Raw genomic sequence first — 16120 nt, 5'->3', positions numbered from 1 at the left:
CACGATGAAACACGAGAAGAATAATGAGAGCCCAACGCCCGCAAGTTTGAAGGACAAGCAACGTGCGATTCGTCAGGGCTTCCCCGAGAACCTCGCACTTCGTGTGCATCGCTCGATAAGCTGGCTCCAAAGGGCTGAGAGAGAAGAGGGCGACCAGGATGCTGCCTTCATATTTCTCTGGATCGCATTCAACTCAGCCTACGCGGAAGACATTCCGGAGGCATCGCCATCCGGTGAGCGAACGAATTTTGACGCCTTCTTCGAGCGAATTCTGGCGGTTGATATCGATCACAGGATTTACGACGCAATCTGGGACCGGTTCTCGCGCTCGATCAGGTTACTCCTCGACAATCAGTACGTCTTTCAGCCGTTCTGGCACTTTCAAAATGGCATCGACGGATACGAGGACTGGGAAGATCGATTTGCGAAGAGCAGGAGGAGAATTGGGCTCGCCCTCCAGAATCGAGATACCAGACTGATCCTCACGACGCTCTTTGATCGGCTTTATGTTCTGCGCAATCAGCTGGTTCACGGCGGCGCTACCTGGAACAGCAGTGTCAATCGCCCCCAGGTGCGAGACGGCGCTGCCATTCTTGGCTTCCTGCTGCCGTTGTTCATCGACCTGATGATGGACAATCCGTCGATCGCCTTCGGTGCGCCCTACTATCCTGTCGTCGAGTGAGGAGGCTCCCGGCGTCAGACGCGTGTCTCCAACACGTTCATTTTATAAGCGGCCTTCAGCTCCTTCGGAGCAACAACCTTGACGTAGCCGGCCCAAGTGACGAGATGCCAGCACATCTCACGAAGGCCGCAGGCACGGAAGCGAACAGTAATGCTTCCATCGTCGTTGGTTTCCATTGTTTGCGTCGGATGAAAAAGGAACCGTCTTACGTCGTCGGCGACCTCCGGAGCAAAACGCCATTCAACGTCCTGGACTTCGTCGCCCTGAAAGACGCCGAATGATCGTTCCGCATATGCCTTGAGCGAGAATTCCGGATCGCGCGCGAAGTGCTCCGTTTGCGCCTCGACATGATCGATGTTGCTCAACGTAAAGAGGCGGAAATCACGAGCCTCGATGCTGAAAGCGACCAGGTAGTGTCGATTACCATACAGAAAGCCGTAGGGGTGGACCTTTTGACGTCTTTTGGCTTTTGATCCTCGCGGCTGATGATGCAGGAGCACGACAGACGAACTCAGGATGGCGTCGCGCAGCGCTGTTACAACGTGATGCTCATCCAGGGGATGGGGGCCAGGCCGCATCGCAAGGCCCTCGGCCTCCATCAAGGCCTCGATATCCGGTTCCAGGCGAGTCCGCAGCCGGTGCGTCAGGGCCGCGCGGAGCTTTTCAGACAGGCTCAGAAGGCGTTCGTGGTGATCCCCCTGACGAACATTCGCCTGTAGCTCAATCGCATGCTCGAGTGCCGCAAGCTCCGGCGCATTCACGGTTGCAAGTTGTGCCAGGACGTTGGCACCTCGGATCCGCCATCGCCGGCGCCCGCCGTCGTCATCAATGGCTTCGATGTCAGGACAGAGGCGTTGTACCGCATCACGCATGCGCTCGGCGGTCCGCCGCGACACCCCGAACTCGCGCGTGATATCCAAGAGTGACACCCCTTCGGCCGAGCCCTGCATGAGCGTCGCGAGATGAATAAGTTCTTCTGCCTTTTCGTAGCTCATGCCTGCACGCCACCCCCTAAACCGGCTCACGGCTCCCAGATGCTTGGACAACGATACGTCAGAATTTGACGTAGAGAGCGACTATTTTTCGAACCTGTCGAAGTCATCGAGAGGTTCCACATGAGCCCAGCGTCCGCCCCTTCTGAATGCGAACTTAAGTCCAGTGACATGGATGTGCCCAAACCGCGGAGCAGGAAGACGGAGCCCGCAGACATTCTCACCGAAGCAACCGTAAGGCACGGCCGAATGGCGCCGCAGGTCATGCTTCTTGTGGCCTCATCGGCCCGCTTTGCCGGACATGTCGACACTGCCGACACCTGGTGGCATCACCTTGTCTACCTCGCCATCGAGATTCACGGAATCCGGTCAGTCGACGAGGCGCTCTATCTCGGTGATTTGCTTGCATCCGCACCGGCGAAGGATATCTGCGTGGAAACTCTGGGGAAAACACCGACGGGCCTCCTCTCGATTCTGAGGAAGATCCGTGCTTATCCCTTGCCTCTCGGCTACTACCAGAAACTGATCGAAGCAGTTGAGTCCGACAAAAGGCTCAAGCTCCTGGCCCATAGCGCAGCGGTCACCCCCGACCTCCTCGACGTCGTTTCGATGCTCCCTGGAGAAGTTCTGTCGACGAACCTGATCGGCGCAGTGAGGTCATCGACCCAGGCCGAAAGCGCACTTTACTATTTCGATGCCTTGCTCAAGATCTTTCCATCCAAGGATCATCAGCGGATCTGGCAGTCATTCAGCAAGATCGAGAAGTTTGAGCAGATCAGACATTGGTTTGGTCGCTGGCTTGAAAAATCCCCAGCCATTGAGGCGCCTTGGCCGGGTAACTCGCTTCTGAGGCCGATCCAGTCCCCCCGGGAACTCGTGGAGGTCGCCAAGGAGTTTAAGAACTGTCTCCGCTCATATGTCACGCCCATGGTCACAGGCGGCTATTACTTCTACCGCTGGCTCGGGGGCGCCCCGGCGGTGATCTCCTTGAGAAAAGATGCGTTCTTCGGATGGGTTGTAAGCAATATCGAAGGCCCCTCCGGAGCGCGACAATTCTCGCCGTCGGGAAGGGCTGAAATCATCGAGCAATTCCGGAACGCCGGCTTTCGCTACAGGCCAAGCGATGTCGAAGATTTGCTCAACGATGAGCACTTCTTCCCCTGAGCAATTCAATTTACCCATAAGATCAGTCTGCAGATTGGATACCAGCCCCTATGCCCATTGGAAACCCTGCCGGGAGGAAGAAGAATGGTACGTCAATTCCTGCCAAGGAATACATCGGCAAAAGGCGCCTCTTCCGGAATTGAAAGGCGCCGCGACTTCAAACAGAACGGCAGCACCCACAGCCTCAGCCCCTCGATTTTGGGGAATTCGAACACTGGCAGCGGTTGATCAAACGAGGCTGTTTTGGGGTAGATCAGCACCACCTCACCCCGGCCTCCCAGATAGCTCAGGCCGTAGGCCTGTAACTGATAGAAATCACTTTGCGACAGGCCGTACTTGTCCGTCCCATTCGCCTTCAGCCCATCCAGCAGCTTCCATTTGGTATCCAGCACCAACACATCACTGCCATTGCAACGGACCAACAGATCCGGCTCCAATCGAAACCAGTGCTGCTCGCGATGGCGAACCAGATGATGGCTTCGGGTTTTCGTCTTCAGGATCAGAGGCCGCGCCAGTTGGTTCGCAAGGTGCTTGGCGACGAACGCCTCGAACACCGCCTCCATCGGGAACAGCAGCGATGGCGCGCTGCGGCCTCCGACCCCGGTCAAGGGCGACTCCTCGTCGAGGATGAGGCGGGCCCAGGCCAACGCATCGGCGTAGTAGCCCATTCCCCGGTCCATCCGCACCTGCTGGAAGTCGATGCTAGGCTGTGCCGACACCGGGACATCCGCAAACACGAAGGTCAGCTCGCGGGCCAGCTGCTGGTTGGTCTGCGAGGCCGACAGCGTCAACACGCGGCGCAACGCGGCGCACAGCAACCGGTTCTCCGGCCGATCGATCTCAAACTCGTCATGCTCGGTGAAGAAGCGATCGGCCCGGCAGAGGTTCTGCCGTAAATGTGGCGCCATCAGCAGCTTGCCCCGCAGAGCGAAGAGGTTGTCCCGCTTGCTCGAATAGTCGCTGCGCAGCCCGCGCTTGACCACGTGTTCGACTGCACGCAGATACTCTGCGATGAACACCTCCAGCAGCGGCATGCGCACGGCTAAAATCTTGGCGCTATCGGTCTGAACATGGCGAAAGTCTCGGAGGCAGCAGAGCATCTCGATCAGAAGCTGACGAGCCTCGATCTTGCCACCACCAATCGCCTTACCAACCTTTGGGAGCACCTCGACCTGGAAGCCGTCTGGAGCACGGATCACGCCGACGAAGCTTTTGACCTGCACAACGCGGCGCCCACGGCGCTGGGTCAGACGCAGCCATGCCGCCTCGCCCCGCTCTGCGGACCGCAGGCACTGGTCCTCCAGCCACCCATAGACATTTACCGGGACGCCGTGTACCGGGACGCCGTGCAAACCCTCAACGTCTGCCAGGCCCGGCTTCGCAGCGGTTAGCGCCTCGTCCTCGTAGATCGTGATGCCGTTCACCAGCGCCTCCGGATTTAGATCGACAAGTTTTGGTAGATGCCGATGTAGGAATCCGGGTTCGAGAACGCAGCCTCATGCACCGTGTACCGGCGCTTGGTGGTGTAGGTGTCCAAGCCGTGGTCGCCACCGAACAGACGACCCAGATCGTCCTCGTGGTCGAGACTCTCGACAACAACAAGCTGCGCGAGAGTTGGCTTTTGGTTATCGGCCAGCACAAGACGAATCTTCTGCCAATCTTCGAAGAAGTACTCCTCCAATAGGGGTAGGATGCGTGTACTGAACACTTTCTGCAGCGCCACCAGTCGTTCGGCTCCATCAGACACCTTCTTCAACGGCGTGAAGTAGGCATGGCCGATGCAATGGTCCCGGTCGTAGAGCGCTGCGATACGCTGGTTGATAGCATCGAGCAGGCGAGGCACGTCGATCTCTTTGTCACCCAGCGTGACGCGCAGTCCTGCGAGCGGCGCGCCAGGCTCATCACGGGCATCGGGCATTACCGGTACGAACTCGAACCGGCGGCGCAGAGCGGTATCCAGAAGCGCCAGCGAACGGTCTGCTGTGTTCATTGTGCCGATGATATCGACATTGGCCGGCACCGAAAAGCTCTCACCAGAGTATGGCAGCGTCACCGACACTGCATGCTCTGCACCCTCGCGCTTGTCGGACTCGATCAAAGTGATCAACTCACCGAAGATCTTGCTAATGTTGCCTCGGTTGATCTCGTCGATCACCATTGCAAATCGCTGGTGTGGTGCCGACCGTGCCCGGCGGCACAGCTCCTTGAAAACACCGGATCGGATCTCGTACTGAATCTCGCCAGCCACTGCGTCGCCGCCGAGCACCGGGCGAAGGCCCTCGACGAACTCCTCGTACCCATAGGACTGGTGAAAGGTGACGAAGCTGTAGCGGCGAAGCACCTCCGAGAATGGGGCCCCGGCTCGGTATTCGTCGACCAAAGCCGCGAGGCCGCCGCATGCCTCCCGCCAATCACCGGCCAAGCGCCAGACCGAGTTCTCGTCCTTGTCGAACACCTGCGGACTGAATCGCAACCTCTGCTTGACGGTGACAGACTCATCAATGGTGCGCTCTTGCAGCGTGATCCAGATCGTCTGACGCAGGTTATCCTTGCGCCCCTTGGCCTCGGCGATGGCATTGATGAAGGGGTGCTCCAAGAGCTGACTGACGGTCGCCTTCCCGCCGAGGTCGTACAAGGCCAACACAGCGCCTTCCCACCATTTGCTTGAGGCAATTTTTTCCGAAATGAACTGATTGCGCCATTCCTCGTTGGACACCGAGGTCATGGCCTGCTCATATTCTCGCTTGAACAGCTTCGACAACTCATAGGTCTTGCCCGTGCCGGGCGGGCCGTAATAGATGCGGTTGATGGGCTGACTCATCTTGTCGGAATCGCCAGCCTCATCTTCGTCGCTCAGTGTCTTGTCGAGCTTCAGCTCGGCGACCAGGTCGTCATAGCGCGGTCGGAATGTTTGAATGGCCTCCACGGACCATTCCACCAATTCCGAGAACGACTTGCTCAGTCCATCGGCGGCGGGCAAGACGGCCACGATAGGCGATGCCATGAATGGCCCGCGGATCTCTTCGTACTTTGGGCGCAGATCGGCATCCTCCGTCTGGGTATCAACCAGATCGATCTTGACCACGAAGCCGACTTCAGCATCGATGCCAACAGTGTAGGCCAGTTCCTTCGGTGCCTCGGACGACGGGTAGATCTTCGCCCAGTTATAACCCAAGAAATTCTGGCCTTGGTTGGTTGGCTTCTTGCGGATATTAACGCGCCCTTGAGGGAACAGTTTGTCCTTCACCCTTTCCGCCCACGCCTCCGTCACCTGACACGCCTCTTTCAGGTCGTTGTAGGCACGGTTCTGCTCTTCGTTCGATCCGTCGCGCTTCTGCCCCCTCCATCTGTTCAGCAGTTCGAAGTGTTCACTGGTGAAATAGTCCGCCATCGTTTCAGATTCCTTCGGCATTGACTCCCTGCTCCGCCAACCAAATCTTGCCCCACACGCAATCGGTCATGGCGCGCTCCACATGCCGCCAGACCGCCCGCGTGTGGTGGCTTCTGCAAATGAACGATCTCGTGTATCACAACAACCAGGCGACACGCCCTGACAACAGGATGATCTTCCAAGCAATAAGAGACGAATAAAAACGCTATCTCAGCTTAGCTGTCCGACAAAGAAGCACCTGATTGGTCTGCGTTCAGCACCAAAGGCCACCATAAAATACAAGCCAACCCACTCGAAGCCTCTGCGCCGCTGCTACGGCCGCTCACCGCACAACAAGAGCGAGAAGAGGATATCACACCGATGGCCAGCAGTTCGGCGTGCTTTGCCTCAATGCTGAGATCGGCACCCTTGCCTTACTGAGCCTTTGCGTGCGCCTTGGCGCCCGCCTTCATCGGCTTGTTCCACGGCTATTCCACCTCACCCCTTGACGCAGACCACCTGACGCAGCGTGTGGACGATCTCGACAAGATCGGCCTGAGCATTCATGACCGCATTGATGTCCTTATAAGCGCCCGGCGTTTCATCGATTACGCCGCCATCCTTCCGGCATTCGACGTGCGCGGTGGCGACGGCATGATCTTCCAGCGAAAACTGTCTGGTCGCCTGATTGCGGCTCATGAGGCGCCCCGCCCCATGAGAGCAGGAGCAGAAGCTCTCGGGATTGCCTTTGCCGCGAACGATGAATGACCGGGCCCCCATGGAGCCCGGAATGATGCCAAGGTCGCCCGCCCGTGCGCGGACAGCCCCCTTGCGGGTGACGAGCACCGTTTCCCCGAAATGCTCTTCCGTATCGACATAGTTGTGGTGACAGTTGACGGCCATCTCGTCGGTTTCAATGTCGGGAAAGAACTGGGCAAGCGCCGCGAGCACGCCGTCCATCATCAGCTGGCGATTGGCACGCGCGAATTTCTGGGCCCAGGAGACCGCTCTCATGTAGTCCGCGAAGTGCTCCGTCCCCTGGGGGAGGTAAGCGAGATTTGCGTCGGGCAGATGCACGAAGAAGCGCTCCATCTCCTTTTTGGCGAGCTCGATAAAGACCGTGCCGATCCTGTTCCCCACGCCGCGGGAACCGGAATGCAGCATGACCCACAGGATGTCGGCCTCGTCGAGGCAGAGCTCGATGAAATGATTGCCGGTCCCAAGCGTCCCGAGATGATCGATGGACCTCGACCGGGCAAGCGCCGGCGTCCGTTCGCACAATTGAGCAAAATCCTGCGCCAATCCGGCCCAGACTTTGACCGCCGCCTGCGGCACCTCGCTCCATGCGCCCCGATCGTTTGCGCCGCCATTGTCGGTGCGGCCATGCGGCACTGCAGCCTCGATGGCAAGGCGGATCGAGCGAAGATCGTCGGGCAGGCGCGCCGCAGAAATGTTTGTGCGGGTGGCCATCATGCCGCAACCAATATCCACGCCCACCGCCGCCGGGATGATGGCCTTGCGCGTCGCAATCACACTCCCGATCGTGGCACCCATACCCCAATGGACATCCGGCATGGCGGCGACGTGATGAAACACGAAAGGCAGGCCAGCGACATTCCGGAGCTGCTGCTCGGCAGCCGCGTCAACCGGAACGCCTTTCGTCCAGGCCTTGATCGGGACCCCGTTCTCGACGGAGATAGTGTTAAAGTTTCTGTGATCCATGACAGTCCTCAGAGTCTGAAAAAGCCGACGCCCCTCCCCGTGTTCAACCGGGTGAGGGGCGTCGGCCTGAAGCCTGCCTGGGTGACGACCTGATCGCCTAAAAGGCACCCTCTCCCAGCATGCAGCTGGCGCATATGCATCCTCGTCCGCACAGGTTAATGCGGCTGCAGGATGCTAGGCGGGGTGCTGGGTAGCTCACGGGCGAGGGTCCCTAAAGGTTGTCTTAACCAAAAATACTCCGTACTCGGGAATCGGCAAGCTCTTTCCGTCCCCAGATGAAGTCATATCTTCAAATTGGGGCCCTGCCCCCTCCCTACGGGGCTTCATCGACCTGCCTAATATGCCTATGGGTGCACGAGATCCCGCCAGGTCGCGCCCCGGAAAGCGGCCAGGGCGACATGGTGGCCGATGAGATCAAGACATCGAAGACGATCACTGAGTGTGTTCCGGCAAATTCCGCATCGCCCAGACGCGCCTTCGCCCGCGGGGCACTCCTCCACCTCAATGACCTTCCCCCACCGAATGATCCGGTTGGGTTGGCAAATTTCGGTTTCATCTGACGACGGGCAGGCCAGCGTCGCCCCGCCGGACGATGAGGCCTAATAGGCGGCTACAGACATACATGACGCCGCCAGAGAGGTTTTTTGGCGCGCCCTTAGGCTCCCATTACTACCTTCGTAGCGAAGAGTTTGTTGAGCATCGTCTATACAAGCGGATGGCGATGCGGAATTCCATGTCACCAATCCGCTGGCGCTTTCATGCTCTCGAAGTCGATGTGATCGACCTCGAGCGGACCGATCGAACGATTAACTGCTCTCCTGAAAGCTGCGAACGGTCTTCTTCGCGCGCCTCCAGCGAGGGCAGTCCAGCTGCCCCACGGGATGAGTCCTCAGTCTTGACCAGCACGACATGACGACGCTCCTTCAAGCTCGTCGAGACACGGAATTATTCAGCCGACCTCTCTTGCCGTGCAAAGATTCTGGCGGCTCGCGCAAAGGCAGGATTTGTCCTGAACAATGGCAGTAAAGCCTCGGTCCCCTCGTCCATGGTTTCGTCTATCGACCGGCCCAGCGCGCCCAGCACCTGCCGGCGACGCTCATCCGACGGCACCCCATAATGCTGAAGGGTTGTATTGAGCGAGTTGTGACCGAGATTGAGCGACCAGGCCCAGCACTCTTCCACTGTATCGCACATTTCGAGCCCCAAGCGGGTCAGCGTCTTTCGGAATGCGTGAGGCGTGTAATAGCTGATGCCCGCATCCTCAAATGCGCGTTTGAATATCCGTCTTATGGGTGCGGAGTTAGACCAGCATTCGCGCGCAATCTCGCTGTCGCCGTTGTCACCCAGCTCACCGTTCCGAGGAAAGAGCGGATCGTCGGGTGAATAGCCGCGCTGGCAGAGTTCCAGCGCCCAGTCCACAACGATCTGCTCGATATCGCTCCCAACAGGAAAGAACGAAGTCACCTGGCTCTTCGAGAATTTGACGCGAACGACGCCTGCATCCTGAAAGACCGTCCTTGAGACCATATCGAGATGCCCGAGACGCAATGAGGCAACCGCGTTGACCCTGATCCCGGTCAAATACATGAAAGCAATGATCGCCCTGTCCCGGCGAGCATGAAGCGTTTCTCCGGGCATGGTCGAAAGGATACGGCGGACCTCGTCGGGAGTCGGAACCGGCTTGGGAGGCAGCGTACGCGCACGCATGACCTCACGGCGCGGCGGCGCAAAGTAGTCCACCTCGGTCGCGTTCATGCTGCGATAGCCTCTCTGCTCGACGAGCCAGGTAAAGAATGCCCGACAGTGACCGAGCGTATGAATGATCGTAGAGGCGCTGAGAGGCTGGCCATCGGCGCGGCTCGCGCGAGTCATCAGATGATCCTTGAAGCCGATGATCTGCTCTCGATGAAGCAGCCTGAAGTCACGATGACGCGTAAAGACCTCAAATTCGGTCAATGCTGACAGCGCCGCATCCATGCTCTTCTCACTGAGCCCTTTGGCATGCCGGAGATGCGCCTGATACGCCAGACGGCAGCGATCATTTTTCGGGTTCGACATTTCGACAATCCTGAATTGCTCAATGCACAACAACAGCGAGAACAGGGTCCTCACACTAGTGTCATTTCTTGTCTCTGCTCTTGACCGCATATTTTTCGAAGAACGCGGACGTCCCCTGCGGGTCCACAAACCGGAAGACGGCGCCATTGCAGTCCGGGCACACGCCCGTGATATGAGCTGCGCCTTTGCGGGACGAGATGACATCAATCTCACCATCAAGCGGCTGCTTGGGACGCTTGCACCCGACACAGAAGAATTCATGCGGCTCCAAGCGACACCGCAGATTCTGCCTTCGCTGCAGATGAAAGCGATTGAGCTCGTCGCCGCGGAACGCCACCGGCTTCTGATCGTCGATTGGGTGAAGCCCCTGCTTGATCCAGTTCAGGGGGGTGTTTCTGCTGACGTCATAGAGCGAACGGGTCGCCTTGAGGTCATAGACCCAATTTGATTTAGCCTTGTTGGGATGGTGACGGCGGCGCATCAGCAGCCTCCCTCACGGTCGATTGAAATCTCGGCGTGGAGAGATGGCTGAGAACCGCCGTACCAGGCGGGCACAAGGGAGGCCGTCATTTGCCCGCCCTCCTTGCGATTTCGAAGCGCAACAGGTCAGCCTCGCACCAGCGTGTGGTCCCCTTTGAAAGACGAACAGGCTCCGGAAATCCGTCCTGCTCCTTGACCCAGCGCCAGACCGTCGCAATGCCGACGCGATAGCGTGTAGCCACCTGCCTCACGGTGAAATAGCGCTCCGGCAAATCAGCGAGCATCTGAGAGGGCGGCTGAAGGGTTGCGATCCCGCTCGTGTTCTCAGACGAGGCCGATTTTTCAGATGAGATCGTGCGCGCGCTTGCGCTCTCACATCCGGCCTTCCGCCGCTTCCTGCGCACGGGCACCGCATCAGCGGGTTCAGCGGGACGCATCTCATCCGCCGCGCCGGCTTTATTAGAGGGCGCCGGAGATCGTGCCGGGGCAGGAGCCGCAACACCTTGTTCCTGCCTGTGAGGTACGGGCAGGTCGAGCTGACCGAACAGACCGGGCTGAGAATGAAGATCGTCTGGAGGAATTGGCATACGCGTCCTTCTCCCGCTGCTTTGCGGGCTGATGAAGGCGCGTCATGCGCTCAAACTGAAAATGCAGTCAGACTGGCAGAGATAACGAAGTCCCTGATTTCGTTTGACTTAAAGAAAGGCTGAACCGATTCGGCCAATGCAGCAACTACTCGTCGCACCTCATCCCGCAGCAGGGCAACAAATCCCAACGAGGTCTTTTCGGGCGCTCCTCACCTCAAATTCGGACAAATCCCGGATCAGGCGAGCCACGCTGGCATTGATGGGATGTGGGGCTGGATGATGGGCCGGAGTTAGCCGCATCATAAATATTTATATATTTCAATAAGTTACAATGATTCTTGGCGGAGAGGGAGGGATTCGAACCCCCGATAGAGTCACCCCTATGCCGCATTTCGAGTGCGGTGCTTTCAACCACTCAGCCACCTCTCCGCGAGGTATGGGGCCGGCGGCGGGGCGCGCGGCTGCCATGTGGAAGCGGCGCGGAATGTAGACCGAGCTATTGCGCCGGCACAAGTGCCTGAACGGCCATAAATCTCTCCTTTTTGCGTCGCTGCGCAGAAAGGGCGTTTTGGCGGCCGCGATCCTGCTAAAGTTTCGCCATGAGCGACGCGCGTACAGAGCAAAAAGCTGCCAAGCCCGGAGTGGAACGGCTCCGGCCGCGGGTCTTTGCCGCCTGGGCGGTCCATGCCTTCACGGCCTCGGGCGCCGTGGCCGGGCTGCTGGCCATTGCGGCGCTGATTGCGGTCGACTTGCGCCTCGTCCTGCTCTGGCTCGGCGCGGCGCTGCTGATCGACGGGTTCGATGGGCCAATGGCCCGCAAGGTCCGCGTGACCGAATTCGCGCCCCGATTCGACGGCGCGATCCTCGATCACATCATCGACTACCTCAATTACACGGTAATCCCGGCCCTCATCGTCTACCGCTTCGGCATGGTCCCATCGGGCTTCGAGATTCCCGCCGCCGCCTACATCATGACGACGTCCCTTTATTGCTTCGGCAACAAGGACATGAAGACATCGGACAATTATTTCTCCGGCTTTCCGGCGGTCTGGAACCTCGTCATCCTCTATTTCTATCTGACGACGAGCGGCCCCTGGGCGAATCTGGCGGCCATCGCGGTGCTGGGCGCCCTGACCTTCGTGCCGCTCAAATTCATCCATCCCTTCCGTGTCCGGGCGCTCCGGTCACTAAATCTGCTCATGACGGGGGCCTGGGGAGCTCTTACCTTCACGCTGGTGCTGGCGAGCGGGCCCAGCCTTACCCCGGCGAAAGCCATGCCGGTGGCTTATGGAGCCTTCCTGCTCGTCTCGGTCTATTTTCTCGGAGTCTGCCTCTGGCGTTCTTTCCGACAGACTGAAAGGGGCTGAAAGGGCCGGTTCCCAAGGCCTTCTCGCCTTGACAGGCGGTCCTCCCCCTGTATATTCCCCCCCAATTCGGCCCGGGCCGCGGCACTTCCGCCGCGCCTGGCCCTTTTCCGTTATATGGTGGTTTCCCATGTTCGCAGTCATCCGGACCGGCGGCAAGCAGTACAAAGTCGCTAAAGACGAACTCCTTGAAGTCGAGCGCGTCGAAGCGAACGCCGGCGACAAGATCGACCTTCCGGTCCTGATGATCGGTGGCGAAGGCAGCGCGACGAAGATCGGCGCGCCGCTCGTCGAAGGCGCGAGCGTGAAGGCCGAGATCGTCGAAATGACGCGCGGCCCGAAGCTGACGGTCTTCAAGAAGCGCCGTCGTCAGAATTATCGCCGCAAGAACGGCCATCGCCAGGATCTGATGCTCGTCAAGATCGTCGAGATCGCAGGCTGAGGCAGGAGTAGAGACAAATGGCTCATAAGAAAGCAGGCGGTTCATCCCGCAACGGTCGCGATAGCGCCGGTCGTCGTCTTGGTGTGAAGAAGTTCGGTGGCGAAGCCGTCATTCCGGGCAACATCATCATTCGTCAGCGCGGCACCAAGGTGCACCCCGGCGCGAATGTCGGCATCGGCACGGATCACACCATTTTTGCGACCGTTGAGGGCGTTGTGTCCTTCCGTGCGCGCAAAAACGGCCGCACCTACGTATCCGTCATGCCGGCCGGCGCTCCGGCGGCTGCGGCCGACTGAAGACGCGAGGTTTCGCCACCTCGCAGGTGGCGACCATCGAAATCGAGAGGGAGATGGGCCGCCATCTCCCTTTTTTAATGCCCTCTCGGGGCCAGGAGAGCCCCCGATGCAGGACGTTCTGAGAACGGACCGGCTGGTCCTGAGGCACTTCAATCTCGACGACGCGCCGCGCGTTCAGGCGCTCGCCGGCAACTGGAAAGTGGCGAGCATGCTGGCTCGCGTGCCCTACCCCTATAAGGACGGTCTCGCGGAAGAGTGGATCGCGACGCATGATGCGCGCCGCGCCGCAGGGCAGAGCTATGCCTATGCCATCGAGCGGGACGGCGAACTGGTCGGCTCGATCGGTCTCGATGCGTCGGACAAGGGCGGCGACGCCTTTGAACTCGGCTACTGGATCGGCGAGGCCTGGTGGAGCCGCGGCATCGCGACGGAAGCCGGCAGGCGCCTCATCGCCGAGGCTTTCGCGCGCCTTTCCCCTGAAAGGCTGACGGCGGGGCACATTGTCGAAAATCATGCGTCGGGCCGCGTTCTGACCAAGCTCGGCTTCCGCTATATTGCGGAAAACGAGATCTGGTCGGAAGCGCGGCGCGCCAAGCTGCGTGGCCTCCGGATGGAACTGCCGAGGGCGCGGGCGGCCACGCACAACCTCCTCGCAAGAGAGACGACAGAATGAAATTTCTCGATCAGGCGAAAATCTATGTCCGCGCTGGCGACGGCGGCGCCGGCGCGGTCAGCTTTCGCCGCGAGAAATTTCTCGAATTCGGCGGCCCCGACGGCGGCGACGGCGGCAAGGGCGGCGATGTCGTGGTCGAATGCGTCGAGGGGCTGAACACGCTCATCGACTATCGCTACCAGCAGCATTTCAAGGGCAAGACCGGCATGCACGGCATGGGCCGGAACCGTCACGGCTTCAACGGCGCCGACGCGGTGCTGAAAGTACCCGTGGGCACGCAGGTCTATGACGAAGAGGGGGAAACGCTCCTCGCCGATCTTACGAAGGTCGGCCAGCGCGTCGTGCTGCTCAAGGGCGGCAATGGCGGCTTCGGCAACGCCCACTTCAAGAGTTCGACCAACCGCGCGCCACGCCGTGCCAATCCCGGCCAGGAAGGCCAGGAAATGTGGGTATGGCTCCAGCTGAAGCTCATTGCCGATGCGGGCCTTGTCGGCCTGCCCAATGCGGGCAAGAGCACCTTCCTCGCCAAGGTGAGCGCGGCAAAGCCCAAGATCGCGGATTATCCCTTCACCACCCTGACGCCCGGCCTCGGCGTGGTGAGCGTCGATGCGCGCACTTTCGTTCTGGCCGACATTCCAGGCCTCATCGAAGGTGCGAGCGAAGGCGCAGGGCTCGGCGATCGCTTCCTCGGCCATGTGGAGCGCTGCCGCGTTCTCATTCACCTCGTGGACGGCACGCAGGAGGATGTGGCGGAGGCCTATCACGTCATCCGGAACGAACTCGAAGCCTATGGCGCCGGGCTCGACGAGAAGCCCGAGATCCTCTGCCTCAACAAATGCGACGCGCTGTCGGAAGAAGAGCGCGAGGAAAAGCGCAAGGCGCTGGTGAAGGCGAGCCGCCGCAAGAAGGTGCATGTCATCTCCGGCGTCTCGGGCGAAGGCGTCGACAAGGTGCTGCACCTGGTCGCCGACGAAATCGCCGCGGCGAACGCTGAAGAAAAGAAGGCGGCTGAAGAGCCGGAAGAAGGATGGCGTCCATGATCGGACAAGGAGTTCGCTGCGAGGTCTGCAAATGATCGCGCGCCTCAGCAATGCCCAACGCGTTGTCGTCAAGATCGGCTCCGCCCTTCTGACCGACAAGGAGACCGGCAAGCTCAACCGCACCTGGCTTCACGCCTTCATCGAAGACGTGGCGACGATGCGCGCACGCGGACAGGAAATGCTGATCGTCTCGTCCGGCTCCATCGCACTCGGCCGCCGCGCCCTCGGCCTGCCTTCGGGCAAGCTGAAACTCGAGGAAAGCCAGGCTGCCGCCGCCGTCGGCCAGATCAGCCTCGCCCATGCCTATCAGGAAATCCTCAGCGCCTACGGCCGCACATGCGCCCAGGTTCTGCTGACGCTCGACGACACGGAAGAGCGGCGGCGCTATCTCAATGCGCGCTCGACCATCAACACGCTGCTGCGTCTCGGCGCCGTGCCCGTCATCAACGAGAACGACACTGTCGCGACCAGCGAAATCCGCTATGGCGACAATGACCGCCTCGCCGCCCGCGTCGCGAGCATGATCTCGGCGGACTGCCTCGTCCTGCTCTCCGACGTGGACGGCCTCTATACCGCGCCGCCTTCGGAACCCGGCGCGACGCATATCCCCGAAGTCGCCGATATCACACCCGAAATCATGGGCATGGCGGGCGACGCCGCGAGCGAGATGAGCCGCGGTGGCATGAAGACGAAAGTCGCCGCCGCCCGCATCGCGACCGATGGCGGCTGCAACATGGCGATTGCGAACGGCCGCACGCTGCACCCGCTTCGCGCGCTGGAAGAAGGCGCGCGCTGCACCTGGTTCACGGCGCGCACCACGCCCGTCGCCTCGCGCAAGCGCTGGATTTCCGGCAGCCTCAAGACCATGGGCTCGATCACGGTCGATGACGGCGCGGTCAATGCGCTGCGCCATGGCCGGAGCCTTCTCCCCGCCGGAATCACCGCCGTCGAGGGCCGCTTCGAGCGCGGCGACGCGCTGAGCATTCTCAACGAGAATGGCATCGAGATCGCGCGCGGGCTTTCCGCCTATTCGAGCGAGGACGCCCAGCGCATCAAGGGCCATAACAGCAGCGAGATCGAGGAGCTTCTGGGCTTCGCGGGCCGGGCCGAAATGGTCCATCGCGACGATCTGGTGATGATGAAGGCCTGAGACAAAGCCCGTGCCGGCCTCCGCCCCTTGCGGTAGGGTCGACGGCGCTACACATGAGAGAACGAGCAGAAAACAGGTGGCCTCGTGAGCATTGTGAAAA

At 60.1% G+C, this 16120-nt stretch carries 15 protein-coding genes and 1 tRNA gene; 8 read left to right on the top strand and 8 right to left on the bottom strand.

Features of this window, described 5'->3' with window-relative positions; all coding sequences use genetic code 11:
- Window positions 1-4 precede the first annotated feature (4 nt).
- On the top strand, window positions 5-682 hold the full coding sequence (locus ABFC66_RS03605; RefSeq protein WP_346739580.1) for a hypothetical protein: 678 nt from the start codon (window positions 5-7) through the stop codon (window positions 680-682).
- Between the two features lie 14 nt (window positions 683-696).
- On the opposite strand, the gene ABFC66_RS03600 is transcribed toward ABFC66_RS03605, so the two are convergent.
- Complete coding sequence (locus tag ABFC66_RS03600) at window positions 697-1677, bottom strand: WYL domain-containing protein (RefSeq protein WP_346739579.1); 981 nt, start codon at window positions 1675-1677, stop codon at window positions 697-699.
- 246 nt (window positions 1678-1923) lie between these two features.
- On the opposite strand from ABFC66_RS03600, the gene ABFC66_RS03595 reads away from it, so the two are divergent.
- Entirely contained in the window at window positions 1924-2838 is a 915-nt protein-coding gene (locus ABFC66_RS03595; RefSeq protein WP_346739578.1) for a hypothetical protein, read from the top strand.
- 92 nt (window positions 2839-2930) lie between these two features.
- Here the strand turns inward: ABFC66_RS03595 and ABFC66_RS03590 are convergent, their stop codons facing one another.
- The 7 genes from ABFC66_RS03590 to ABFC66_RS03560 form a co-directional block, all read right to left on the bottom strand.
- Window positions 2931-4262, bottom strand: coding sequence for an McrC family protein (locus ABFC66_RS03590; RefSeq protein ID WP_346739577.1), 1332 nt, complete (start codon window positions 4260-4262; stop codon window positions 2931-2933).
- A gap of 14 nt (window positions 4263-4276) precedes the next feature.
- Complete coding sequence (locus ABFC66_RS03585; RefSeq protein WP_346739576.1) at window positions 4277-6250, bottom strand: AAA family ATPase; 1974 nt, start codon at window positions 6248-6250, stop codon at window positions 4277-4279.
- A 456-nt stretch (window positions 6251-6706) separates the two neighbouring features.
- Window positions 6707-7930, bottom strand: a complete 1224-nt coding sequence (locus ABFC66_RS03580) for an RtcB family protein (protein WP_346739575.1) — start codon at window positions 7928-7930, stop codon at window positions 6707-6709.
- 945 nt (window positions 7931-8875) lie between these two features.
- The gene (locus ABFC66_RS03575) at window positions 8876-9988 is read right to left on the bottom strand and encodes a tyrosine-type recombinase/integrase (protein WP_346739574.1); all 1113 of its coding nucleotides are present in this window, start codon (window positions 9986-9988) and stop codon (window positions 8876-8878) included.
- A gap of 61 nt (window positions 9989-10049) precedes the next feature.
- Window positions 10050-10469 (bottom strand): hypothetical protein, encoded by a 420-nt coding sequence (locus ABFC66_RS03570; RefSeq protein WP_346739573.1) that lies wholly within the window; start codon window positions 10467-10469, stop codon window positions 10050-10052.
- 85 nt (window positions 10470-10554) lie between these two features.
- Window positions 10555-10752 carry an AlpA family phage regulatory protein gene (locus ABFC66_RS03565; RefSeq protein ID WP_346739572.1) on the bottom strand — a complete coding sequence of 66 codons (198 nt, stop codon included), beginning with the start codon at window positions 10750-10752 and terminating at the stop codon, window positions 10555-10557.
- A 642-nt stretch (window positions 10753-11394) separates the two neighbouring features.
- A tRNA-Ser gene (locus ABFC66_RS03560) sits at window positions 11395-11484 on the bottom strand.
- A gap of 170 nt (window positions 11485-11654) precedes the next feature.
- Between ABFC66_RS03560 and ABFC66_RS03555 the strand changes: the two genes are divergently transcribed.
- The 6 genes from ABFC66_RS03555 (at window position 11655) to proB (ending at window position 16020) form a co-directional block, all read left to right on the top strand.
- Window positions 11655-12422, top strand: coding sequence for a CDP-alcohol phosphatidyltransferase family protein (locus ABFC66_RS03555; protein ID WP_346739571.1), 768 nt, complete (start codon window positions 11655-11657; stop codon window positions 12420-12422).
- Between the two features lie 127 nt (window positions 12423-12549).
- Window positions 12550-12861, top strand: coding sequence for a 50S ribosomal protein L21 (gene rplU / locus ABFC66_RS03550; protein WP_346739570.1), 312 nt, complete (start codon window positions 12550-12552; stop codon window positions 12859-12861).
- Window positions 12862-12878: 17 nt separating this feature from the next.
- Entirely contained in the window at window positions 12879-13157 is a 279-nt protein-coding gene (gene rpmA / locus ABFC66_RS03545) for a 50S ribosomal protein L27 (RefSeq protein WP_346739569.1), read from the top strand.
- A 106-nt stretch (window positions 13158-13263) separates the two neighbouring features.
- Entirely contained in the window at window positions 13264-13830 is a 567-nt protein-coding gene (locus tag ABFC66_RS03540; RefSeq protein ID WP_346739568.1) for a GNAT family N-acetyltransferase, read from the top strand.
- Window positions 13827-14870 carry a GTPase ObgE gene (obgE, locus tag ABFC66_RS03535; RefSeq protein WP_346739567.1) on the top strand — a complete coding sequence of 348 codons (1044 nt, stop codon included), beginning with the start codon at window positions 13827-13829 and terminating at the stop codon, window positions 14868-14870. Before ABFC66_RS03540 ends, obgE begins: the two co-directional genes overlap by 4 nt.
- Before the next feature lie 31 nt (window positions 14871-14901).
- Window positions 14902-16020, top strand: a complete 1119-nt coding sequence (proB, locus tag ABFC66_RS03530) for a glutamate 5-kinase (protein WP_346739566.1) — start codon at window positions 14902-14904, stop codon at window positions 16018-16020.
- Window positions 16021-16120 lie beyond the last annotated feature (100 nt).

Origin of the sequence: Parvibaculum sp. (genome assembly GCF_039680535.1) — a bacterium.
Classification (GTDB): domain Bacteria; phylum Pseudomonadota; class Alphaproteobacteria; order Parvibaculales; family Parvibaculaceae; genus Parvibaculum.
Note: the sequence above shows the minus strand (reverse complement) of the source record. Positions and strands in the feature narration are given on the sequence as shown.